Source organism: Gracilibacillus sp. D59, assembly GCF_052246695.1.
Lineage (GTDB): Bacteria > Bacillota > Bacilli > Bacillales > Amphibacillaceae > Gracilibacillus.
Window position 1 is genome coordinate 198,346 of sequence record NZ_JBQQCK010000003.1, and the last position, 25,192, is coordinate 223,537.

The 25,192-nt window shown below is 36.2% G+C and carries 21 protein-coding genes; all 21 read left to right on the forward strand.

The window, feature by feature from the left end; genetic code table 11:
- Window positions 1-197 precede the first annotated feature (197 nt).
- The 21 genes from ACTWP4_RS07215 to ACTWP4_RS07315 all read left to right on the forward strand — a co-directional run bounded on the left by ACTWP4_RS07215 (window position 198) and on the right by ACTWP4_RS07315 (window position 25,192).
- Window positions 198-722, forward strand: a complete 525-nt coding sequence (locus ACTWP4_RS07215; RefSeq protein WP_443128085.1) for a GNAT family N-acetyltransferase — start codon at window positions 198-200, stop codon at window positions 720-722.
- Between the two features lie 1,076 nt (window positions 723-1,798).
- On the forward strand, window positions 1,799-3,121 hold the full coding sequence (locus ACTWP4_RS07220; RefSeq protein WP_443128086.1) for an ABC transporter substrate-binding protein: 1,323 nt from the start codon (window positions 1,799-1,801) through the stop codon (window positions 3,119-3,121).
- Window positions 3,122-3,194: 73 nt separating this feature from the next.
- The gene (locus tag ACTWP4_RS07225; protein ID WP_443128087.1) at window positions 3,195-4,064 is read left to right on the forward strand and encodes a carbohydrate ABC transporter permease; all 870 of its coding nucleotides are present in this window, start codon (window positions 3,195-3,197) and stop codon (window positions 4,062-4,064) included.
- On the forward strand, window positions 4,054-4,935 hold the full coding sequence (locus tag ACTWP4_RS07230) for a carbohydrate ABC transporter permease (RefSeq protein ID WP_443128088.1): 882 nt from the start codon (window positions 4,054-4,056) through the stop codon (window positions 4,933-4,935). The genes ACTWP4_RS07225 and ACTWP4_RS07230 overlap by 11 nt, the downstream gene beginning before the upstream one ends.
- Window positions 4,936-5,145: 210 nt before the next feature.
- A complete protein-coding gene (locus tag ACTWP4_RS07235) occupies window positions 5,146-6,207 on the forward strand; it encodes a LacI family DNA-binding transcriptional regulator (protein ID WP_443128089.1) in 1,062 nt (353 codons plus the stop codon).
- 588 nt (window positions 6,208-6,795) lie between these two features.
- Window positions 6,796-7,803 carry an inositol 2-dehydrogenase gene (iolG, locus tag ACTWP4_RS07240; RefSeq protein WP_443128090.1) on the forward strand — a complete coding sequence of 336 codons (1,008 nt, stop codon included), beginning with the start codon at window positions 6,796-6,798 and terminating at the stop codon, window positions 7,801-7,803.
- Window positions 7,804-7,820: 17 nt separating this feature from the next.
- Complete coding sequence (iolB, locus tag ACTWP4_RS07245) at window positions 7,821-8,618, forward strand: 5-deoxy-glucuronate isomerase (protein ID WP_443128091.1); 798 nt, start codon at window positions 7,821-7,823, stop codon at window positions 8,616-8,618.
- Between the two features lie 41 nt (window positions 8,619-8,659).
- Window positions 8,660-9,661 carry a 5-dehydro-2-deoxygluconokinase gene (iolC, locus tag ACTWP4_RS07250; protein WP_443128092.1) on the forward strand — a complete coding sequence of 334 codons (1,002 nt, stop codon included), beginning with the start codon at window positions 8,660-8,662 and terminating at the stop codon, window positions 9,659-9,661.
- Between the two features lie 13 nt (window positions 9,662-9,674).
- Window positions 9,675-10,517 (forward strand): class II fructose-bisphosphate aldolase, encoded by an 843-nt coding sequence (locus tag ACTWP4_RS07255; RefSeq protein WP_443128093.1) that lies wholly within the window; start codon window positions 9,675-9,677, stop codon window positions 10,515-10,517.
- A gap of 31 nt (window positions 10,518-10,548) precedes the next feature.
- Window positions 10,549-12,009 carry a CoA-acylating methylmalonate-semialdehyde dehydrogenase gene (locus ACTWP4_RS07260; protein ID WP_443128094.1) on the forward strand — a complete coding sequence of 487 codons (1,461 nt, stop codon included), beginning with the start codon at window positions 10,549-10,551 and terminating at the stop codon, window positions 12,007-12,009.
- Between the two features lie 248 nt (window positions 12,010-12,257).
- Window positions 12,258-14,183, forward strand: a complete 1,926-nt coding sequence (gene iolD, locus ACTWP4_RS07265; protein ID WP_443128095.1) for a 3D-(3,5/4)-trihydroxycyclohexane-1,2-dione acylhydrolase (decyclizing) — start codon at window positions 12,258-12,260, stop codon at window positions 14,181-14,183.
- A 15-nt stretch (window positions 14,184-14,198) separates the two neighbouring features.
- Window positions 14,199-15,095 carry a myo-inosose-2 dehydratase gene (iolE, locus tag ACTWP4_RS07270; protein WP_443128096.1) on the forward strand — a complete coding sequence of 299 codons (897 nt, stop codon included), beginning with the start codon at window positions 14,199-14,201 and terminating at the stop codon, window positions 15,093-15,095.
- Between the two features lie 161 nt (window positions 15,096-15,256).
- Window positions 15,257-16,294, forward strand: a complete 1,038-nt coding sequence (locus ACTWP4_RS07275; RefSeq protein WP_443128097.1) for a LacI family DNA-binding transcriptional regulator — start codon at window positions 15,257-15,259, stop codon at window positions 16,292-16,294.
- A 328-nt stretch (window positions 16,295-16,622) separates the two neighbouring features.
- Complete coding sequence (locus ACTWP4_RS07280; RefSeq protein WP_443128098.1) at window positions 16,623-17,882, forward strand: ABC transporter substrate-binding protein; 1,260 nt, start codon at window positions 16,623-16,625, stop codon at window positions 17,880-17,882.
- 73 nt (window positions 17,883-17,955) lie between these two features.
- Entirely contained in the window at window positions 17,956-18,825 is an 870-nt protein-coding gene (locus ACTWP4_RS07285; protein ID WP_443128099.1) for a carbohydrate ABC transporter permease, read from the forward strand.
- Window positions 18,818-19,651, forward strand: a complete 834-nt coding sequence (locus tag ACTWP4_RS07290) for a carbohydrate ABC transporter permease (RefSeq protein ID WP_443128100.1) — start codon at window positions 18,818-18,820, stop codon at window positions 19,649-19,651. Before ACTWP4_RS07285 ends, ACTWP4_RS07290 begins: the two co-directional genes overlap by 8 nt.
- Window positions 19,652-19,685: 34 nt before the next feature.
- Window positions 19,686-21,404 (forward strand): hypothetical protein, encoded by a 1,719-nt coding sequence (locus tag ACTWP4_RS07295; protein ID WP_443128101.1) that lies wholly within the window; start codon window positions 19,686-19,688, stop codon window positions 21,402-21,404.
- A 629-nt stretch (window positions 21,405-22,033) separates the two neighbouring features.
- Window positions 22,034-22,576, forward strand: coding sequence for a TetR/AcrR family transcriptional regulator (locus ACTWP4_RS07300; RefSeq protein WP_443128102.1), 543 nt, complete (start codon window positions 22,034-22,036; stop codon window positions 22,574-22,576).
- Window positions 22,577-22,861: 285 nt separating this feature from the next.
- The gene (locus ACTWP4_RS07305) at window positions 22,862-23,758 is read left to right on the forward strand and encodes a 3-keto-5-aminohexanoate cleavage protein (RefSeq protein WP_443128103.1); all 897 of its coding nucleotides are present in this window, start codon (window positions 22,862-22,864) and stop codon (window positions 23,756-23,758) included.
- The gene (locus tag ACTWP4_RS07310) at window positions 23,755-24,699 is read left to right on the forward strand and encodes a 3-hydroxyacyl-CoA dehydrogenase NAD-binding domain-containing protein (RefSeq protein ID WP_443128104.1); all 945 of its coding nucleotides are present in this window, start codon (window positions 23,755-23,757) and stop codon (window positions 24,697-24,699) included. Before ACTWP4_RS07305 ends, ACTWP4_RS07310 begins: the two co-directional genes overlap by 4 nt.
- A 16-nt stretch (window positions 24,700-24,715) precedes the next feature.
- Window positions 24,716-25,192: a thioesterase family protein gene (locus ACTWP4_RS07315; RefSeq protein WP_443128105.1), complete on the forward strand. Its 477-nt coding sequence runs from the start codon at window positions 24,716-24,718 to the stop codon at window positions 25,190-25,192.

A 25,192-nucleotide genomic window follows, 5' to 3' on the forward strand; every position in this document is an offset into this window, starting at 1 on the left:
TCAAGGTTCAAGTAATTCAAAAAAACTAAGTGGGGGTAACGGACGCTAACACCCACTTAGTTTCGCTAACCATTAGTGGGGGCCAAAAACCCTACTAGTGGAAGTCTCACTTTATGGCCCCACTACAAAAGGTTCAAGATACCCATTATTTAGTAGTATAATTTAAATAATGGGTATCACTAGGAGGACGAGGTTATATGTACATAGAAACTGATCGACTTATTATTAAAAATTTTGCAGAAAATCATTTAGATGAAGTATTTGCTATTTATAACGATGAATTAACATGTCGGTATTTGTTACATGATAGATGGACACATGAAAACAAGCATATTAATTTTCAAAAGAAAATAACTAATAATACATTAACGCAGAACAGCTCTTTAAGTTTGGCTGTATTACATAATACCAGAGTGATAGGTGATCTATCCGTATGGTATACAGGCATGAAAGACACGGTTGAAGTAGGCTATACTTTTTCAAGGTCTGTAAGTGGACAAGGGTTCGCAACTGAAGCTATGAAAGCTTTGTTGTTCTATTTATTTAATGACTATGATGTACATCGTATTCAAGCAACTTTAGATGCAAAAAATCAAGCATCCATTAAGTTATGCGAAAGAATTGGTATGAGAAAAGAGGCTCACTTTATTCAGGATTTTTGGAGTAAGGGAGAGTGGACGGATAGTATTGTTTTTGGGATGCTAAAATCAGATTTAAAATAATATAGAATATATTTTTTTGAATTTACTTTCGTTAGAAACTAGACTGTGTGTTTGCATTAGAATGATTGATATATCAACCATTCTAATGCTTTTTTAGTTTTAGACTGAAATTCCTGAACGGTTAATGAAAACTACAGATAATGATCAAAATTTGTCATTAATACAAAAAATATGTATTAATACATGATAATGATCTGCATAATGCATAATTAAATTTTTAAGAGCTAGTTTAAATAAAGGTTGTAATAATAGGGATTTGTTTCAATTAGAACAATAAGTTTATTTAATTAATATTTTATATTAGTTGATTGGCAAAAATCAATATATATAAATGTTAATTTTATTTCTTGAATTAATGTTGACTTCTATAAAATGGAAGCGTATTCTATACTTGAATAAACGAAAAAACTGTAATAAAACATAATGATTGTAATCCAAATGACTTGTTAATGGGGGATCAGTGGGCTTATTGCTGTTTTTGTTTATTGCGTTAATTTCGTGCATTTCGTTGGTTGTTTTATTCATTAGGGAATGATAAGAAGATTTCGCAAGATGATACCGAAATGGTTATTTGGAACTTGTTTGGTGGTGAATGATAAAAAATGTTTGGTGAGACTCAAGATAAGTATTTTATTAAAGATGTGTAGAATATGACGAATACTACGCGAATTTACATACGAGTATTGGACTGATAAAAGGGCCTGATCTAGTATCGCCAAAAAGTCTTGTATTACCTGGAGTAGTTAGCTAAGGAATTTTGACAAATATAAATAAAGTGTAGAACTTGCTTGAGATTATATTAGCCAAAATATGTAAGACGTCGCGATGGAGAAGATTTGCGGTGCCAATTGATTAGAAATCAGAAAATATGCATATAAAAAATTTAGTAAATAATTACTACTTGATTACATTGTATATCTTTTGATTTGCGAAAATAAAATATAAAATATTGAATTTTTTTACAAATATTATTAAAAAAATATATTGAAAGCGTTTTATTTTATTGGTATCATATAATTGTTTAATGTTGTTTTACTAAAATAACACTAAAATTTGAGTGTTGAGGAGGAATGAAAATGAAAGGTAGATTAAGTTGGTTTGTAAAAGGATTTTTAGCTTTGGTATTTGTTGTATTGTTATTGTCAGCTTGTAGCTCAGATTCAGGTAGCTCATCCTCGGGTAATTCTAGTGGTGGAGAGATAGAATTAACAATGACTGCATGGGGGAATCCAGCGGAAATCAAAGTATATCAAAAAGCGATTGATGCCTATCAAGAAGAGAATCCAGATGTAACAGTCAAATTAATACCGGGGCCTGGTGATACTTATAAACAAAAGTTACTAACACAGTTACAAGGTAGTCAATCACCTGATTTGTTCTATGTTGGCGCTGAATACATGTCACAGTTAATCGAGACAGATAGAGTAGCTGAATTATCAGAATTTTTAAATTCAGACGAGAGCTTTGTTAAACCGGATGAATTTGCGAATGGATTATGGGGATCCGCAAAAAAAGGTGAAGAGATTTATGGTACACCAGTGGACTCTAATCCTTTGCTTCTTTATTACAATAAAAAGGTATTAGAGGAGGCTGGATTGGATCCAAACGAGCCACAGAAATTGTTTGAAGCAGGAGAATGGAATTGGGAAAATTTTGCGAAAGTAAACAAACAAGTTACCGAATCAGGAAAATATGGCTTTGTAGCTGAAAATTCCTCGTTACACATGTTTAGCTGGATTTGGTCAAACGGTGGACAGATGTATGACGATGAGGGAAATATGATTTTGCAAGATAACGAAAAAGCTCAGGAAGCCATTGCTTATTTAAATGAAAATATTTCAGATGGTAACTTCAAGTACGCTGGCTCATTACCAGAAGGGCAAGGACCTGATGCGATGTTTATGTCCAATCAAACAGCTTTTGCAGCCGCTGGTCGTTGGTATACACCGATGTTTAGTGAAAATAAAAACCTTGAATTTGATTATATACCATGGCCAACCAATACAGGTGAGAAAATGGAGCCTGCCGTTATTGCAACCGCTTACTTATCTACAACAACTGATTCCGATAATCTAGAGGAAGCAAAAAAATTCCTTTCTTTCTATACTTCTGAAAAAGGGCAAAGAGCTCGCCTAGAAGGAAACGGAAATGCAGTACCATCTATTGAAAGTGTGGATGACATTATCGAAAATGCAGAAGTACCAGAACATGCAGGTTATTTAATTGATGCTCGTGATATAGGAAAAGTAGAATCAAATCAATCTGTTATTCCAGGACTAGATCAAGAAGTAACCGATATGTTTGATCTGATGTTCTTAGGTGAGAAGACACCAGAGGAAACGATTAAGGAAGTATCAGAAAAAGCTGAGAAAATGATTGAAGATTATAAGAATCAGTAAAATCATGAAGCAGTGGGAGTAGGTTATCCTACTCCACTCCTCCTTCCATATATCTTATAAAGAGGTGAGCAATGTGCAAAAAAACAACGTCTTTTGGGGACTTGTATTTCTTACACCACAGTTACTCGGTTTGATTTTCTTTGCGATTATCCCACTATCATCTGCACTAGTATTAAGTTTTATGAAATGGGATGGCTTTGGAGAAAGGTCTTTTGTAGGACTAGATAATTTTATTTATCAGTTTACGAATTCGGAATTTTGGACAGCAACCTATAACACAATTTTATATACTATCTTTACTGTACCAATTGGTTTGTTAATTTCTCTGCTCCTTGCAGTTGCGCTCAATAAAATCAAAGGTAAAGAGATATACCGTTTATTCTATTTTATGCCAGTTGTCACAAGCTCTGTTTCTATTGGGGTTATTTGGATGTGGATTTTAAATGGCGATATTGGGATTTTAAATCAAATGCTGGCATTGATCGGTGTTGATGGACCAAACTGGTTAACGAATACGAATCTCGTCATGATCTCGATTGCTGTACTAAGTATATGGTGGCAACTTGGCTATAATATGGTTATTTTTTTAGCAGGACTTCAAGGTATTTCAAAATCATATTATGAAGCTGCAGAAATTGATGGAGCATCAAAATTTCAGCAATTTCGGAGTATTACACTCCCGATGCTTTCTCCAACTACTTTTTTTGTCGCAATTATGGCTATTATTGGTTCATTCCAAGTGTTTGATCAAGCATTTGTTATGACAAATGGTGGTCCTGGTAAGGCGAGTTATACGATGGTATTTCATATTTATGATAATGCCTTTGTCGATTTTCGATTTGGTGAAAGTTCTGCAGCTGCAATGATTTTGTTTGTTGTTATCCTAATCTTTACACTAGTTCAATTTAAGCTACAAAAAAGGTGGGTCCACTATGAAGACTAATACACAAGTATTAAACGATAATGTCGCGACAGTAGCTGAATCTAAGAAAAAAATCAAACCTTCAAGAATTTTACTGCATATTGTCTTGGCACTTGGTGCTTTTGTTATGGTATTTCCTTTTCTATGGACAATTAGTAGTTCATTAAAGGATATGTCCCAAATCTTTGCAGTACCACCTGTTTGGATTCCGGATCCTATCGTATGGTCTAACTATGTGGATTCCTTTACCGCAATGCCGTTCGGTAGAGCCTATTGGAATAGCTTCTACATTACTGCAATTGTAGTAGTGGCACAGCTATTTACTGGATCAATGGCTGCATATGCTTTTGCTAAGCTACGTTTTCGTGGATCTGATTTTCTGTTTATATTGTTTCTAGCAACAATGATGATTCCAAAACAAGTTACAATGATTCCATTATATTTAATTATGGATAAAATTAATTGGCTCGATACCCATTTATCGCTAATTGTGCCTGGTGCCTTATTCAATGCATTTGCTGTTTTTTTATTACGTCAATTTATTAGAGGGATCCCTAAGGAATTAGAGGAAGCAGCAGTTATGGATGGTGCCAATCCACTTCGAATCTATTGGAATGTGATATTACCATTAATTCGTCCTGCGCTAGCTGCTGTTGGTATATTTATCTTCATGGGTACGTATAACAATTTTATCGACGCCTTAATTTATTTATCGACCCCTGAGAATTTCACTGTCCCATTATTACTTAATAATTTTAAAGGTTTATATGTAACGAACTGGTCCTATATGATGGCTGGTGCAACAATATCCGTTATACCGGTTATCATTGTTTACATGTTTGCTCAACGACATATTATTGAAGGTGTAACACTAACAGGTATAAAAGGTTAGTTAACAATTTCCCTACTATGACGTAAAGAATAGTGGGGATTTTTCTATACATGAACCTATTACAAAACTAACCTCATTCTTTATCATTACAACCCTGCCAATTGTTTGAAGTTTAAGCTGTTTTTCTAATTAACTTCTCTAATGTAAGTAACTAATGATTAGTGTTATACTAGTAGAAATAGAATGCGTATATTAGTGAGGTTGTTTTATATGGCTACGATAAAGGATATTGCATTACGCTCTAATGTATCAGCGACAACAGTTTCAAGAGTGTTAAATAATGACCAAACACTTTCTGTTGCGTCCGAAACGCGAAAACGGATTCTCGAAATAGCCAATGAACTTGGTTATAAAACAGTTAGAGAGCGTAAGTTTGAACAGCGAACAATGGATAAAAAAAATAAAATAAAGATTGGAATTGTATTGTGTCAATCGTTGCAGGAAGAGTTAAATGATCCTTATTTTCTTCCGATTAGACAAGGAATTGAGAAGGAATGTCTCGAATGTGGTATCCATGTTACCGAGCTTTTTCGAGCTCATTCATTCTCAGCAACTCAACTCACTGAGGATTTTGATGGGTTAATCATAGTTGGCAGGTACAGTCCAGAATCCATTCAAAAGTATAGTAATCAAATAAAAAATATTGTTTATATAGATTTTGCACCTGATGAAGAAAAATTTGATTCAGTGGTAATTGATTTTGAGGGCGCTACCAAGAAGATCATTAATCATTTATTCGCTAATGGTTATCAACATATAGGTTTTATTGGGGGAAGACAATTAGAACATTCAGATATTGGTTATCACAAGGTGGAGGATCCAAGAGAAAAAACTTTTAAGACCATAATGAAACAACGCGGTATCTATAATTCTGAACATGTTTTTATTGGAGATTTCACTATCTCTTATGGGTATCAATTAATGAAAAAAGCAATTGAAACAGAAAATATACCTGAAGCATTTTTTATTGCAAGTGATCCAATGGCAATTGGCGCTTTGAAAGCACTGCAAGAGGCTGATTTACGCGTACCTGAAGACATGGCAATAGTTAGCTTTGATGATATTGAAATGGCTCAATTTACCAGTACACCATTAACAACCGTAAAAGTGTATACAGAAGAAATGGGGAGGACAGGAGTAAGGCTACTATTGGATAAAATTAATGGAAGAGAACTCCCACTGAAAGTAATTGTTCCAACTAAGCTTGTCATTCGAGATAGCTGTGGAAGTGCACGAAATAGAAAACATGTTATCAATGGTGATGGGCTGTAGAAAGTATTTCCTGATTATAAAAAACTTCGGTCGATATAAAATAGACCTTCCTGGAGAGCGGACGGATAATATTGTATTTAGGATGCAAAAAAAAGATTTAAAATAATATGGAATATAGCTTATATGATATCTGTCGTTATTTCACTCTGATGGAACTCTTGTCGATAACCCGTAGTAGCCACTGCGGGTTATTTAGTATCTACAATTCTTTCTTTTTGTCCTACATTAAGGTAGGGGCTGTCCTCTGTCTCATTTTATCACGGTGCTAATCGGCCGTAAAACCCCCACTTCAAGGTTCGAGTAAATCAAAGAAGCTAAGTGGGAATAACGGACGCTAACACCCTGATAAGTTTCACTAACCATCAGTGGGGATCAAAAACCCCCACTGATGGAAGTCTCACTTTATAAATCAAATAAAAATAAATATTGACTATAAAATAATATAATATTATGATAGTATTAGTTAAGCGCTTTCTCTTAGGAGAAACATAGTACAATTTATGACAATTTTTTTATAAAGTGTTCATTAAAAGTTAAGCGTTTTCTTAATGTGAATTGTCGTTTATTTTTTGAAAAGGAGTACACGTTATGGCAGATATGACAATTGGAATTATAGGAGCGGGGAGGATCGGACAGTTACATGCTGAGCATATTATCAGTACGCCCTCCATAGAGTTAAAAGGAATTTGTGATATTAATATTGGTCATTTAAAAGGAACATTTATTGAAAAGAATGTGCCGATCATTACAACAGATCCTTCTAGTCTAATAGAAGACGAAGAAATTGATGCAATCTTTATTTGTTCCTCCACTGACACACATTGTTATTATATTGAAAAGTGTGCACGGGCAAGAAAACACATATTTTGTGAAAAACCAATCAGTTTCAGTTTGGAAGAAACAAAGGCTGCTCTACAAATAGTGGAAGAAGCAGGAGTGAAATTACAAATAGGTTTTAACAGGAGGTTTGACACACATTTTAGGAAAATATATCAAACAGTACAAGAGGGAAAAATTGGGAAACCGCATATCATTAAAATTACATCACGTGATCCTAAGCCACCAAATGAAACGTATATCAAATCATCAGGTGGTATGTTCTTTGATATGACGATCCACGATTTTGATATGATTAGATATTTATCCTCCAGTGAAGTAAAGTTGGTATCCGTAGCTACTGCTAATCTAGTCGATCCATGTTTTGAAAAGTATGATGATGTGGATACGGCAATTGTTACTTTAATCTTTGAAGATGGAACATTAGCAACTATTGATAATAGTAGGCAAGCAGTATATGGATATGACCAACGAATCGAAGTTTTTGGGGAAAAAGGAATGGTCATGGCTGACAATGAAAGAACGTCAAATGTCCAGATAGCAACAAAAGAATCCGTTACCCTAGATCATCCTAAGTATTTCTTTCTAGATAGATACAAAGATGCCTTTTATAAGGAAATTCAAGAGTTTGCAAAAGCAATAATTAATCATGAACCATTGACTTGTACTGGTGAAGACGGACTTCAAGCTCAAAAGTTAGCAATTGCTACAAAAAAAGCATGGAAAGAAAAGCGTTCTGTTCCACTAAATGAAATTTAAAAAGGAGGAATTCATCCATGTCGTCATTGTTAAAAAAGCCACACCAGAGGGATAGTGAGGGAAATGTAATCAAGATAGCTCCTGAATCAGTGGGCTGGAAATACGTAGGTTTTGAGGTGTATCAGCTTGACAAAGGGAAAAAACTTAGCAAAACAACAAATAATAATGAAGTTTGCATTGTTATTTTAAGTGGAAAGGCTAATATTCAAACCAATGACAGAAGTTTCTCCGATATAGGTCAAAGAAAGAGTGTATTTGAGAAGATTCCACCATATTCCGTATACGTTCCTAATCAAAATCAATATTCAATCGAAGCAAGAACGAATTTGGAAATTGCTATTTGCCTAGCTCCAGGGCAATCCAGTTATCAAACTAGATTAATAGAACCGAAGGATGTAGGTCAAGAAGATAGAGGCTCAGGAAAAATGAGTAGAAAAATTCACAATATTTTGCCAGAACAAAAAGAAGCCGACAGTTTATTAGTTGTTGAAGTATTTACACCGGATGGCAACACGTCCAGTTATCCCCCACACAAACATGATCAGAATAATTTGCCAGAAGAGTCTTATTTAGAAGAAACCTATTATCATAAGGTGAATCCAGCACAAGGGTTTGTATTTCAGCGAGTCTATAATGATGATAGAAGCTTGAATGAAACGATGAGTGTTGAAAATGGCGATGTAGTCCTTGTTCCGGAAGGGTATCATCCAGTGTCTTGTGTACCCGGTTATGAGTCCTATTATTTAAATGTGATGGCAGGACCTGTGAGAACATGGAAGTTTCATAATGATAAGGATCATGAGTGGTTATTTTAATACTTTTTAGTTAAGCGCTTTATTTTTAGAGGAGGCTCAATATGTATAATTTAGATTTTAAGTCGGATCGTTCCATAGATTTAGTGGGTATAGGTAGACTTTGTATCGATTTAAATGCTGATCAATTTAATCGTCCGATGGAAGAAACAACTTCTTTCACAAAATATGTAGGCGGATCACCAGCCAATATAGCAATTGGAGCGGCACGACTCGGGTTGAGAAGTGGATTTATTGGAAAAGTTTCTGATGATCAAATGGGTCGTTTTATTCAGCAATATTTACAGAAAAACAATATAGATATCAATGGTGTTTCTGTTGATGATACAGGAGCGGTAACAGGTTTAGCATTTACTGAAATCAAGAGTCCAGAAGATTGTAGTATATTAATGTATCGAGATAATGTTGCTGATTTAAAGTTAGATACATCGAATGTATCCGAAGATTATATTCAACAATCCAGGGCTTTATTAATTTCGGGTACAGCACTTGCTGCAAGTCCATCTAGAGAAGCAGTCTTTCTAGCTTTGGATTACGCTAAAAAGCATGGAGTGATTATCTTTTTTGACTTAGATTACCGCCCATATAGCTGGAATGATGATAAGGAAACAGCTGTATATTACAATCTTGTAGCTGAAAAATGCGATGTGATTATAGGTACTAGAGAAGAGTTTGATATGATGGAGCAATTTGAGAACTTTAGTCAAGATGATCATAAAACAGCACGGAAATGGTTTGACTATTCAGCGGAAATCGTTGTGATTAAACATGGTTCTGAAGGCTCTATTGCTTATACAAAAGAAGGGCAGACGGAACGAAGTGGGATATTCAAAACTAAAGTATTAAAGACATTTGGAGCAGGAGATGCATATGCTTCATCTTTTATATACGGTTTAATAAATGGCTGGGACTTGGATAAGGCAATGCGATTTGGTAGCGCTTCCGCATCTATTGTTATTTCGAAGCACAGTTGTTCAGATGCGATGCCGACAGTGAAGGAAATTAATGAATTTTTAACGTCGGCCTCGATAAGTGAGAAAGAATGAAAGTTGGTGCATTATGCTAGTCACTTTAAACCATTTGTTACAGCAAGCCTTAGCTAAGAAGTGTGCCATTCCTGCATTTAATGTGTTTGGTTATGAAGATGCGAAAGCAGTTATTGATGCAGCTGAAGAAATACGATCACCGGTTATTTTAGCCACTAATAAAGTAGCCATTCAACACATGCCGATAGATGTGATTGGAGGGATGCTTGTCAAAATGGCAAAGAAAGCAAAAGTCCCAGTAGTTGTGCATCTTGATCATGGGCAGGATTATGAAACTGTTGCGCAAGCCATAGCGACTGGGTATAGCTCCGTTATGTATGATGGTTCAGCCTTACCTTTTGAAGAAAATGTAAAGAATACAAAAGACGTTGTAAAACTTGGCCACGCTTTCGGTGTTTCAGTGGAAGGTGAGATTGGTTCTGTTGGTTATAGTGATACAACGACTGGAAGTAATGGCAATTTAACCGACCCTCAAGAGGCAAAAGTATTTGCTAAAGAAACAAATGTTGATGCTTTGGCGGTAGCTGTAGGTACAACTCATAGAATGGAGACACAATCAGCTAGAATTGACTATCAATTAATCGGGAATATTCAAAAGTGCGTTTCAGTACCACTAGTGATGCATGGTTCTACTGGTTTAGCAGATAAAGATTTACAGCAAATTGCAGAAATGAATTTTTGCAAAGTAAATATTGGTACAGCAATTCGTATGCGTTTTGGCAATAGTCTACGTAAGGAAATACATGAGAAATCTGACGTGTTTGATAGGTTAGAGTTATTTAAAACACCTATGCATGAAGTAAAGCAGGAAGCCATCCACAAAATCAACTTGTTACAGGCAAACCAATTAAACTGAAAAGAAGAAAGTAATTTGGGAGGAGAACGATATGACAAATGCACAAATACCTAGACTTCAGAACTTTATCGGTGGAGAATGGGTAGATATTCAAAGTGAACAAGAAGAAGTTGTATATAACCCTGCTACAGGAGAGCAAACGGCGAGAGTGCCATTATCTACGAAGGAAGATTTGGATCGAGCAGTTGAAGCTGCTGAAGAGGCATTTGAATCATGGAAGGAAGTTCCTGTTCCGAAGAGAGCGCGAATCCTTTTTAAGTATCAACAGTTATTAGTCGAACACTGGGACGAATTAGCGGAGATTATTACAAAAGAAAATGGTAAAAATTTAAAAGAAGCACATGGTGAGATGCTTCGTGCCATTGAATGTGTTGAGTTTGCATCAGGTGCGCCGACTTTGATGATGGGTTCTCAATTGCCTTCTATTGCTACAGGATTAGAATCTGGTGTATACCGTTATCCGATCGGAGTTGTTGGTGGAATTACACCATTTAACTTTCCGGGTATGGTGCCATGTTGGATGTTCCCATTAGCGATCGTAGCAGGAAATACCTTTATATTAAAACCATCAGAGAAAACGCCACTATTAGCAAATCGATTGGCCGAATTATTTGAAGAAGCTGGCTTACCAAAAGGAGTGCTAAACGTAGTGCATGGTGCGCATGATGTTGTAAATGGTCTTTTAGATCATCAAGATGTCAGAGCCATTTCTTTTGTTGGGTCACAACCTGTTGCAGAATATGTCTATAAACGAGGAACAGAAAATCTTAAACGAGTGCAAGCATTGGCAGGAGCTAAAAACCATTCTATAGTTTTACAAGATGCAAACCTAGAAAACGCCGTAACACAAATCATGAATGCTTCATTTGGCTCTGCAGGTGAGAGGTGTATGGCATGTTCAGTTGTAGCAGTTGAAGATGGTATTGTAGATGATTTTATTGATCTAATGGTACAAAAAGCAAATGAAATAAATATCGGAAATGGTTTGGATGAGAATGTCTTTCTAGGACCAGTGATTCGTGAAGAACACAAAAAGAGAACACTGCAATATATAGAAACGGGGATAAATGAAGGAGCACAATTAATTCGTGATGGAAGAAACGATCAGAAAAATCAAGATAAAGGTTACTATGTAGGACCGACTATTTTTGATCAAGTAACGAGCCAAATGAAGATCTGGCAAGATGAAATATTTGCCCCAGTATTATCGATTGCTAGAGTAAAGAACCTTGACGAAGCTATTGACTTAACGAATCGTTCTAGATTTGCAAACGGAGCATGTTTATTTACCAATAATGGTGGGAGTGTCCGAACTTTCCGGGAAAAAATTGATGCTGGCATGCTAGGGATAAATATTGGAGTACCAGCACCGATGGCATTCTTTCCGTTCTCGGGTTGGAAGGATTCCTTTTATGGAGACCTTCATGCGAATGGAAAAGATGGCTTAGAATTTTACACGAGAAAGAAAGTTGTAACAGCACGGTGGGTATAAGAAGAAAAGCGCAGAGCGCCCGCTTTGCGACGTATGGACTGGACTGAACCGTAGGAGATAAAGGAAACACGGTGAGCTGCAAGCGAATCGATGTTGACTTATCGTACAGAGGTGAGGGAAGTCTCACTAGTCGCTGGGCATTCGTAGCTAGACAGATACGCAAATTTTCTTAACTTTCAAAAAAGATTGCCAGATATGACATTTCAATATCTGGCAACCTTTTAATCAAATAGATTGAGGTGATTTTTATGAAACTTACAACTTCGCAAGCTCTAGTAAAATTTCTTAATCAACAATATATCGAAGTAGAGGGTCAGGAAAATAAATTGTTCAAGGGTATTTTTACTATTTTTGGCCATGGGAATGTGTTAGGTATCGGTCAAGCGTTAGAAGAGGATAGTGGTGATTTAGAAGTATATCAAGGGCGGAATGAACAAGGAATGGCACATGCTGCAGCCGCATTTGCCAAACAAAAGCTTCATCAACAGTTAATTGCCTGTACATCATCTGTTGGTCCTGGCTCAGCCAATATGGTAACAGCTGCAGCAACAGCCACAGCGAACAATATACCACTATTATTAATTCCGGGAGATACGTTTGCCTCGCGTCAACCAGATCCTGTTTTGCAACAAATAGAACAAGCGCATGACCTGACGATATCAACGAATGATGCATTTAAGCCTGTAAGTAAATATTGGGATAGAATAACAAGACCAGAGCAATTAATGACTACCCTAATTAACGCAATGAGAGTGTTAACGAGACAAGCGGAGACTGGTGCGGTTACGCTAGCTATACCACAGGATGTTCAGACAGAGGCATATGATTACCCTGACTATTTTTTTGAAAAAAGGGTACATCGATTTCATAAAAGAAAACCAGATGATTATGAATTAAATCAGGTAGTGAGCTTGATCAAAGGAAAACGACGACCGCTCATTATTTGTGGTGGCGGCGTTCGTTACAGTGAGGCAGGAAATGTATTAGCTTCGTTTTGTGAAAAATATATTATTCCTTTTGCAGAAACCCAAGCTGGTAAGAGTGCGGTCATAAGTGATCATCCAATGAACCTTGGTGGAATTGGAGTAACAGGTAACTTCGCTGCAAATCGAATAGCTAATAAAGCTGACTTGATCATCGGTATTGGAACGAGATTTACCGATTTTACAACGTCATCTAAACAATTGTTCCAACATAAAGATGTCGATTTTGTTTCTATCAATAATTCAGACTATCATGCTTCAAAATTAGATGCATACAAGCTCGTTGCAGATGCGAAAATGGCCTTAGAACATTTGGATCAGCAATTGTTGCAACATGATTACCAAACGTCTTATATGGACGAAATAAATAATATTAAAAAAGAATGGCAGGAAGAAGTTAGGCGCTTATATAACATAAGCTATCAATCATCGGATTTCACCCCAGAAATCGAAGGGCATTTAGATGAACAATTAGCAGAATATCAAAAGGTGTTACAAGCTTCTCTCACACAAACCCAAGCTATCGGCGTGATTAATCAACACATTGCAGATGATTCTATTATTGTAGGTTCATCAGGAAGTCTCCCGGGTGACCTTCAGAGAATGTGGATAAATCGAAGACCGAATACCTACCACCTAGAATATGGATATTCCTGTATGGGATATGAAATTTCAGGTTCCTTAGGCGTTAAACTAGCTTCACCTCGACAAGAAGTTTACGCAATGGTCGGGGATGGTAGTTATTTAATGCTACATTCAGAGTTAATTACTAGTATTCAAGAAGGTCAGAAGATTAACGTTCTGTTATTTGACAACGCAGGATTTGGTTGCATTAATAACTTACAAATGGATCATGGAATGGGTAGTTTTGGTACAGAATTTCGCAAGCGTGATCAACAGACTCGTCAACTTACGGGTGAGATTTTGCCTATATCCTACGCAGAGAATGCTGCGGCTTATGGCGTTACAACATATACTGCTACTACACCTGAAGAATTAATTGCAGCATTAGAGGATGCCAAAAAGCAACCAGTATCCACATTAATTGATATAAAAGTATTACCTAAAACGATGACACATGGTTACGATGCTTGGTGGAATGTCGGTGTAGCAGAAGTAGCAACGAAATCAGCTATTCAGCAATCGTCAAAAGCAAGACAAGAGAAATTAGCATCGGCTAGAAAATATTAAATAAGGAGTGAGACGATGTTTGATAAAAATGCTATTCATTTAGGGATTGCGCCAATTGGTTGGACAAATGATGATATGCCTGAACTAGGTGGTGATATTCCTTTTGAACAATGTATTAGTGAAATGGCTTTGGCAGGCTTTACTGGTACAGAAATAGGCAATAAATACCCAAAAGAAGTAGATAAACTAAAGAAAGCACTTCAATTAAGAGGCCTAAGTATCGCAAGTGCATGGTTTAGTGCTTACTTAACTACAAATCCATATGAGGAAACACAAGAAGCATTTATACAGCATCGAGATTTTTTACATGCAATGGGATCAAAAGTGATTGTGGTATCTGAGCAAGGAAAAAGTATTCAAGGAGAAATGGATACACCGTTATTTGAAAACAAACCAAAATTCTCTGATCAAGAATGGCATGTTTTAGCTGACGGGCTAAATAGACTTGGAGAATTAGCGAACGAAAAAGGAATGAAGTTGGTGTTTCATCATCATATGGGAACTGGTGTGCAGACAACAGAAGAAATTGACCGATTAATGGACATGACCGAGGAATATTTAGTTTATTTATTATTTGATACAGGGCATCTTTATTTTTCTGGAGACGATCCGCTATATATTTTAAATAAGTATCTTTCACGTATTAAGCATGTTCACTTAAAGGATGTCCGAGATGACGTAGCCGAACTTGTAAAAAGAGAGAAGTTAAGTTTTCTGCAAGCTGTTAAAGAAGGTGTGTTTACTGTTCCAGGAGATGGCTCCTATAATTTTCAACCGGTTTTTGAAATACTTTCTCAGTCAACCTATAAAGGTTGGTTATTAGTTGAAGCAGAACAGAATCCTGAAAAGGCAAACCCGTTAGAACATGCATTGATTGCTCGAAGATATTTACGAGAAGAAGCTGGTATTTAACGCTTAATATTTCAATAGTTTATCACGGTGCTAATCGTCCGTAAAACCCCCACTGATGGAAGTCTCACTTTATAAAATAAAAATTTGTATGAACAAATTATTACAATGTTATTTTATCAGTGTGATAAGATAGTATTGTAATTTTGTTTGTAAAGGTTATCATGCTGATTAGTATAGGGTTAATGGAAGTTGGTGATAAAGTGAAGGTTACAATTTATGATGTGGCAGAAAAAGCTGGTGTTTCAATAGCTACAGTATCAAAAGTGATTAATAATACAGGAAATATGCGAGATACAACAAGACAGAAGGTAATGAAAGTAATGGAGGAATTAAATTATTTCCCTAGTGTCATGGCTTCTGCTTTAACTGGAAAAAAAACTCAGACGCTTGGTTTATTGGTTCCTGATATATCCAATCCCTTTTTTTCGGAAATGGCTAGAACTATTGAAGATAGAGCCCATGAGAGAGGGTTAAGTGTTATTATGTGTAGTACAGACGAAGATGAAGAAAAGGAAAAGAAGTATTTGGAATTATTACGTAGAAAACAAGTAGATGGCTTCATTATTGCTTCATCCTTTCATGATAAAAAGTTGTTAGAAAACATAAAAAATTCTGGGATACCGCTGGTGATGTTAACACAAGATGCAGGTTCTCTAGGTGTGACCTCTGTTTCTGTTGATGATTTTACTGGTGGTTTTGAGGCTACTTCACATTTGCTGTCTTTAGGTCATCAAAATATAGTAATAATTGCTGAACAAAGGTTAAGTAGTAAAATGAGAATATATGGATTTAGAGAAGCATATGAAACGCATGGATATAAATATAATGATGAAATGGTATTAAAGACAACAGCCTCTATTGAAAATGGAAAGAAGTGTTTGGAAGAAATTCTAAAGAAAAAAGAAAGACCTTCTGCTATATTTGCATGTAATGATTTAATTGCAATTGGTGTCATTCAAGGAGCGAGAGAACATGATATTGATATCCCTAGGGATTTGTCCATTGTTGGATTTGATAATACCATTTTGGCTACGACAACAGTTCCTTCTCTTACTACTGTTGCTCAACCTATTAATGAAATGGGGAAAAAGGTCGTTGATGTTATTGTTAGCAATATTAATAACGAGGAACCAAATTCTGAACGAATATTGTTTAAACCAAAACTGATGGTGAGGGACACGTCAGGAGCCAAGGCATGATTTAGAATGGTTAATTTTTCTTGTTAAAAAATTAAACGCTTAACTAAAATAGAGCAAATTAAGAGTGGACCGTGCGAAATTTCGCACGGTTCTTTCTTTTTGTTAGTATAAAGATCCTGTGTCTGATGTATTTAAAAAGCTGATGTTATAATGAATATTTTAAAAATTCAAATAAAAGACTTGTTTTTAAATAGATTAGTTGATAAAATACAAAGTGAGAAAGCGCTTAACTATATTATCCAGAAAGAAAGGGAGCGATATTTTTTTAATAGAAAAGGAAAGCCCTTACATTTTGTGTGAAAAAGTATTTAAAAAGGAGAGGTTTAGTATGAAGAAGATATTTTTATTACTCTTTGTATTACTATCAACAATATTAGTGGCATGTTCAGGCAATAATAGTGAATCTAATGGAGAATCAGGATCTGAATCTAGCGGGGAAAAAATGCAATTTTATGTCTCTGGTGATACTGTAGAAGGTTCTGCCCTAACTAAAATGTCAGAAAAATATACAGAAGAAACGGGTATAGAGATTGAGGTTGTGGATGTTCCTTATGATGATATGGTAACAAAAATTACTAATATGATGCGAGCAGAAGAACCGCCAGCATTGGCTCGCGTTACAGGCTTCAATCCAGCGTGGAACGGAAAGTTAATGGATTTAAAGGAAATTGCTAAAAAGAATAATGTCATGGTTGATTTGGGAATTACGGTTGATGATAAATTAGTTGCCCCACCATTAGACCTTACGGCAGTTGGTATGTTTATTAATAAATCTTTGTTTGAAGAAGCAGGTGTTTCTTACCCAACAAGTGAAGATGAAGTGTGGACATGGGAAGAATTTCTAAGTTCAGTAAGTACAGTAGTTGAAAAAACTGATGCAAAGTACGGTATGGTAATGGATAACTCAGAGCATCGATTAAATGCGTTTTTATATCAGCATGGAAGTAAGGGTTTCTACCAAGATGGAGATAAATATACGACAAACGAAGAAACAAAAGGTGCACTTAAACGATTTATAGATATGAACGACAATACAATTATGCCGAAATCAGTTTGGACAGCAGGAGAAGACGCCTCAGCTATGTTTAAGAGCGGTAGAGTTGCTGCTTATATGTCAGGTTCTTGGCAAATCACAGACTTCGCTTCCAATATTAAAGATTTTGAATGGGAAGCAGTATATATGCCGTATCAAGATGTAAGGGCTACCAATCTTGGTGGAAACTATTTAGTAGGATTTAAGGGATCTGGTCAAGAAGAACAAGCGAAAAAATTTATTGATTGGTTATATCAAAAAGAAAACTACGAACAGTTGGCAACATACGGTGGTTACTTACCAGTAACGGAAGATGCAAAGGTTGAATATGAATTGGCTCCAGAAGCGTATAAAATTTATCAAGACGAGATTGCTGCTTCAGACCCCATTGCAAGCCAACAGCGTAATGAGTTAGTTGTAAAACAATTAGTATCCCAAAGAAGTGTCAGTAGTACCTTAGCTGATGAAATGATCAATACTTTAAATGGTGAGCAAAGTTTAGATGAAGCTATTGAGAATGTCAAAGCAGCAATGACAGAAGCTTATATAGATTAATAGCTAGTAATAGCGGCCATTAAATATGGTCGCTATTCATTACGGAAAATGGTGAAGGAGGGGACAAAGCTACATGAAAGATACAAATAAAAAATGGGCATTTATTTTTATAGCTGCAAACTTGGTATTGTTTCTTGTCTTTTTTGCGTGGCCAGCTATTTTAGGTGTCTATTATTCTTTGACCGAATATAACGGCAATGTAGCAACGTTTATTGGATTAGAAAACTATATTAATTTATTTCAAGATTCAAGTTTCTATAAGGCTATGTCACGGACATTCTTGTATACACTGATAGGTGTTCCTTTAGTTTATGTAACATCACTATTTGTGTCCGTTATGCTTACAAGTAAGCATACAAAAGGTAAAAATGTTGCGAAAATTATTTTCTTTTTCCCGTGGTTAATTTCACCTATAGTAGTAGGTGTTCTTTGGAGATGGATGTTTGGTGAAAGTTTTGGCTTTGTTAATTATATGATTCAATTAATTGGTGGAGACCCGATACCATGGTCATCAAATGGTAATTTTGCTTTTTTAGTTGTGTTATTTGCTACAGCTTGGGGAGGAACAGCATTTAATATGCTCATATTCATGGGGGCTCTGATCAGTATTCCGAAATCACTATATGAAGCAGCAGATGTCGATGGGGGTTCTGGATGGCAAAAGTTTTGGCACATAACTTTACCTTCTATTAGATCGACATCATTCCTAGTTATTTTACTGGCTGTATTTAATTTGATGAAGGAGTTTCCGATGGTTCAATCCTTGACTAATGGTGGACCTGGAACAGATACAACTTTTATCGTCCAATATATTTATGAAACAGGGTTTGACCAAATGAGGGTAGGATATGCAAGCGCTGCATCAATGGTATTGTTTGTCATCTTACTTTTATTTTCATTATTACAATTTAAATTTGCGAAAGGGGGAAGGGTAGATGAATAGTAAATTAACCGACAGATTTTCAACAGCAATGCTAACTACGGCACTTTATATAGTTGCTTTTATGTACCTTTTCCCTATTTTGTGGTTATTACTAAGTTCTTTTAAACCGGGAAGTGAGTTGTTTTCGTATCCTCTAACAATTTTCCCTGATAACCCTACTTTGGATGGCTATGCATATTCATGGTCTACAATGCAGTTTATTAAATACTTTTTGAATACGTTGATCGTAGCAGTAGTCACAACTGTATTAACCGTTATAGCAAGTGCCACTTGTGGGTTTGCCTTAGCTAAATACAATTATAAATGGTTAAATGTCTTTTTAATCTGTATGTTAGCAACTACGATGTTGCCTACAGAGGTCATTATGAATCCGACTTTCTCTGTAATTTTAGAACTAGGTCTTTATGATAGTTTAGCAGGTTTAATCATTCCATCTATTAATACAGCAACGGGGATTTTTATGTTCCGTCAGTATTTTATGACTGTTCCTAATGATTTGTTAGAATCTGCTAGAATTGATGGTGCGAATGAAGGAAAAATATTCTTCCAATTGATGTTACCAATAGCTAAACCTGTAGTTATTACATTAGCGATCTTTTCTTTCCAGTGGAGATGGAATGATTATATTTGGCCGTTAATTGTATTGAGTGACCCTAATAAATATACTGTCCAAATTGCATTACGCAGTATTATTGGTGCGGAAAACATAGACTGGGTGCTATTACTATCGTCTTCCATTATATCTTTAGCTCCGATGATCATTATTTTTATTGTATTCCAACGTTATATCATGGATACTAGTGCGACTTCAGGCTTGAAAGGATAAGTAGATGATAGCCATCCAGGAGGAGGAAAGAAGAATGAATTGGTATCACAAAATTGTTCATAAAAATGATGAACATACTAAGATGTATATAAAGCATCAAGTGAATGATAGAAATAGCAGATACTTCGGAGGTATTATTAATCTATCTACAGGTATTCCAAGCCCTAGTCACACTGGTACTGGTAGTGTAATTGGGGCCTGGATATGCTCATATGTTAATAAAGATTCGGAATACTTTCATCAAAATGAATTGGAGGTAAAAATTGATAACGCATTAGATTATATGTTATATCAACAACACGAGGATGGAACGATATCGCCTGGTTGGACCAATTATCATTCACCACCAGATACCGCCTTCATCATAACAGGATTTGCACAACTGTATTGGTTATTACAAAAAGATGGTGCCGAAAGGTTAATGAAAAAACTAAAGTTATTTTTACAAAGAACCATTCCAGCTATGTTAACTGGAGGTTGCCATACACCTAACCATCGTTGGGTGTTAGCCTCGGCTCTGTCCAACCTTTATGCTATTTTTAATAAGCAAGAATTAAAACAAAGATCAGAAGAATGGTTGCAAGAAGGAATGGACATAACAGAAGATGGGGAATGGACGGAAAGAAGTAATGGTATATATAACTCCGTCAGCAATATTTGTTTATATCACACAGCATCACTATTAGATAAGCCAGAGTTATTTCATTATATACGAAAAAATCTCGATATGATGAAATATCTTGTACATCCAAATGGAGAAGTGGTTACGGATTATTCAGGTCGACAAGATCTTGGAAATACGTTTGATTTGTCCCCGTATCACTTAATATACCGATTAATGGCCTTTAAGGATGAAAATCCCGAATATATGGCGATGGCTGATTTAGCATTAGAAAATTTTAATGACCTAGGCCCTGTGAATAATCATATTATGCTCGGCTACCTAGCTTTTCCTTTTATTCAGGATGAGAGTATTGAAAGAGCTGAACTACCAAAAGAATATGAATTATTTATTAACGAAAATTATAATGTGAAAGATAATTTGAATAGAATGGAAACGGTAGGTCATCATTCTAAAATAAAACATAGTAGCATGCATACTTCCTTTGGTGCACAAACTGTTAGATTTCGTAAAAATGATATAAGTGCGACATTAATGGGGATGAACCCATCGTTTTTTTCTTTACGTCACGGTAAAATAAAGCTGTTGGGTACTCAAATATACACTAGTTTTTCACCAGGTGTAATTGAATTTGATTCAATGGAGAAAATAGATGATGGTTATCGTTTATCAACTGTGTTAGAAAAAGGCTATAAAGGTCCTTTACCAATATCGAGTAGTAACATGCAAGGTGATCGAAGTATATGGTATCTCCTGCCTCATCATTTAAGAGAAACTACACATATGCAGACTCACCGAGTATGGGTAGATATCAAGAGAGAAGAAAGTGACTGGACCATTCATTTACAAACAGATGACTTAAGCGATGTGTTTATTCAAGCTGTATTTATTTTTGACTCGAATATAACTATTAAAGGTAATGGAATCGAAAAAATCGAAGAGAGTAATTATTTTTGGAAGAACGGTACCTTAGATATTCAAGATGAACGCGTTCAAATGACGTTATTAGCTGGAGAATATGAACATTGGCAAAAATCTTTAGGCGATATAAATGCAAGTAAGAATCTCCAAGTTTATCGAGTAAATCTGGTTTCCCCAATCAATAAACAATTTAAATTGTTGTTTTCTTAACAAGGTAAGTCAACAAGCTCTTTGTTCAGTAGAAGAATTTGCATATGACCATCTCAAAGAATGTACGTTCTAGTTAAGGATAATGTTCTTTTAGGGTAGGGGCGGCTAATCCCTTGTGGTGAGAGGGGATGATGCTTATGAGTATTTATGAAAGATTTACGGTACTATTTAGTTTCGGTACCTTCTTGATTTGCATTACTCGCTTTAGTCATATCACTGATCAAACGAAAATAGACCTCCCTATTAACCGACAAAGTGAGTAGGTGAGGTCTATCGAACCAAGATAGCCGGATCCCTCTCTGGGGGAACCACTTATCCATCACCCGTAGTGTCCGCAACGGGTGATTTAATATATGCAATTCTCCTTTTATTATAACATTGATCAAATGAATTGTGTAGCAGTAAAGTGATAGGGACACAATATGTTTCCTATAGCAAGAAGGTGAGTTATACAGAGAGAAGAAAAATAATACTTTATTTTTTCATAATAAATATACATGCCTCACGTTTTACATCACTATTAATCAAAAATCCCTTTTTCTGAAAAATTCCCCCAAAAAATGATTGAAAAGTATACCGTCTGGATAGTATAGTAATATCACAAGTATAAAATAAAGAGGAGATCTCGAATGGGCAGAAATTCTAGAAAAGTAGAAATCCTTCATGCTGCATCGAAAGTTGTTGGTGAAAAAGGTATATTTAACTTAACGCTTGAAGCTACAGCAAAGGAAGCAGGTATTAGTAAAGGTGGTTTGCTTTACCATTATCCATCCAAAGAAGCACTCGTACAAGGGATGGTAGAACACTTAGCGAACGATTATCGAGAGAAAATAGCTACTAATGCAGAGGAAGATCCTGTAGATAAAGGAAAATGGGTTCGTGCATATGTTGATGTCACTTTTAACCAAGCTTATCAAAATAAAGATATGCATTATGGATTATTGGCAGCCAAAGCAGTAAGCTCCAATTCATTGGATCCTATTCGTGAACTATATACGGAGTGGCAGCATGAAATAGAGCATGATGGAATAGATCCAATTAAAGCGACCATCATTCGTTTGGCTACCGATGGGATTTGGCTATCCGAGTTATTCGATATTTATCATATCGAACCCGAAAAGAAAGAAGCTGTCTATAAAAAGCTCAAAGATTGGGCGAACGAAGCAGATTAAATAATTTTTTTACACAAAACACTAGTTTTTTAAGCTGGTGTTTTTATTTTTTTGCAATTTTTTGTCGAAAACGTTGGGAGTATTGCCCTGACAGTCACAAACGCTACCTTTTTTTCTTCAAAATTCCCCATGTAACCCCTTTCCACTGTTAATCAAGGTTGAAAATGAACCGTCCAGATGGTATAGTTTCTAACTGTGATAAAAAAACCGTCCGGATGGTATATAAATTATAAATGATTTTTGACTGATAAAAAGTAATCTAAATAAAGAAAGTGAGGCTTTCCAATGAAAAATAAGGTATTACTAACAGCTGCAGTAACTGGTGCAGGGGATACAACAGCAAAGAGTTCTTATGTTCCGGTAACACCGAAAGAGATTGCTCAAGCAGCAATCGAATCAGCAAAAGCTGGTGCAACGGTAGCACATGTGCATGCTCGTGATCCTAAAACAGGAGGAATTAGCCACAATGTCGATCATTATCGTGAAATTGTTGATCGAATTCGTGAATCAGAAACAGACGTGATTATCAATATTACTTCTGGAGGTGGCGGTGACTTCATTCCTAGTTTGGACACGCCAGCAGCTGGTGGAAATGGAACGGATATCCAAACACCGGCAGAAAGACATGAGCCAGTAGGAGAATTACTACCAGAAATGTGTACACTCGACTGTGGTTCAGTAAATTTCGGAGATATGCTTTACATGAGCCCGACTGATTGGCTAAGAGATCAAGCAAAATTGATCCAAGACAGTGGTGTAAAACCAGAACTAGAATGTTTCGATACCGGACATCTTCGTTTTGCGAAACAACTCGTAAATGAAGGATTAATCGATGGCGATCCAATGTTCCAATTTTGCATGGGAATTCCATGGGGAATGGATGCAGATGTAGAGACAATGCTTTATATGAGAGATCGTCTTCCAGAGAATGCACATTGGTCAGCATTTGGTATTGGACGTATGCAGTTACCAATTCTGGCACAAGCTGCACAGTTAGGTGGAAATGTGCGTGTTGGGTTGGAAGATAACATCTATTTATCCAAAGGTGTACTAGCTCGTAATGACCAACTCGTTGATAAAGCAGTTACTATGCTAAGCAGCAATGATATCGAAGTCATGACACCAGAAGAAGCGAGACAACAATTCGGATTGCGAAATCCTTACGGAGGTAAGAAAGCATGAGTAACACAAAGACAGTTGCAGTAATTGGTACAGGTGTAATAGGAAATGGATGGATTGGTAGATTTTTAGCACAAGGACTAGACGTTATCGCGTTTGATCCTGCCGAAGGTGCAGAAGAACGTACACGTAAAGTGGTAGAGCAAGTATGGCCAGAGTTAGAAAAGCTTGGAGTGGCAGAAGGAGCTTCTCAAGATCGTTTAACATTTGTTTCAACATTAGAAGAAGCCGTTCAATCTGCTGATTTTATTCAGGAAAATGTGCCAGAGCGTGAAGATATTAAGAAAAGTGTCTTAACTAGCATCGATCAACATGCGAAGCCTGATGCGATCGTTGGATCCAGTACATCTGGCATTATGGCCACTACTTTACAACAAGGCTTACAGCACCCTGGACGTGTGATTGTTGCTCATCCATTTAACCCAGTTTATATTTTACCGCTTGTGGAGCTTGTTGGCGGAGAAGCAACAGATGCTGCAGAGATGGAAAAAGCAAAAGCGTTCTATCAATCTATTCAAATGAAACCATTAGTGATTAACAAAGAAATAGAAGGTCATGTTGCCGATCGTTTAATGGAAGCATTATGGCGTGAAGCATTACACCTTGTTAATGATGGCATTGTAACAACTGAAGAAGTCGATGCAGCGATTATCTATGGTGCAGGGCTTCGCTGGGCACAAATGGGGCCATTCTTAACATTCCATTTAGCTGGTGGAGAACAAGGAATGCGTCACATGCTAGAACAATTTGGTCCAGCATTGAAAAAGCCATGGACAAAATTAGAAGCACCTGAACTAACAGAAGATTTAAAAGAAAAAGTGATTGAAGGCTGTGAAAGCCATGCAGGTGATGTTCCGATTTCTGAATTAGAAAATAAACGAAATGAATTCTTAGTAAAACTACTAGACTTGGTAGAAGATTACTGGCCTCAATCAAAAATTTAATTTGGAGGTTTATAAAATGGGAGAACAAGCCTTTCAATACCAGGATTATGTGCATCATGACTGGGTCGATTATAACGGCCATATGAATGATGCAGCATATGCGAAAGTATTTAGTTTAGCAGTTGATCGTTTTATCGATACGATTGGACTAGATGCGGCTGCGCGTCAAAAATACAGCTATACGATTTTTACGTTAGAAACACATCTATGTTACTTGCAAGAAGCACATCAGGATCAACAATTAACCGTGACAGTACAATTGTTAGATGTTGATGCGAAACGTCTACACGTTATTTTCACGATGAAAAATGCAAATAATGAGGTGCTTGCGACAAGTGAACAGATGTTAATGGGAATGGATACTGATCAAGAACGCCCTGCTCCTTTTCCAGAGGATGTTGCAGGGAAAGTAGAAGCGGTCTGGAACGAACATAAACAGATCGAAGCACCGAAACAAGCGGGGAGAACGATCGGTATTAAACGAAAAAAGTAA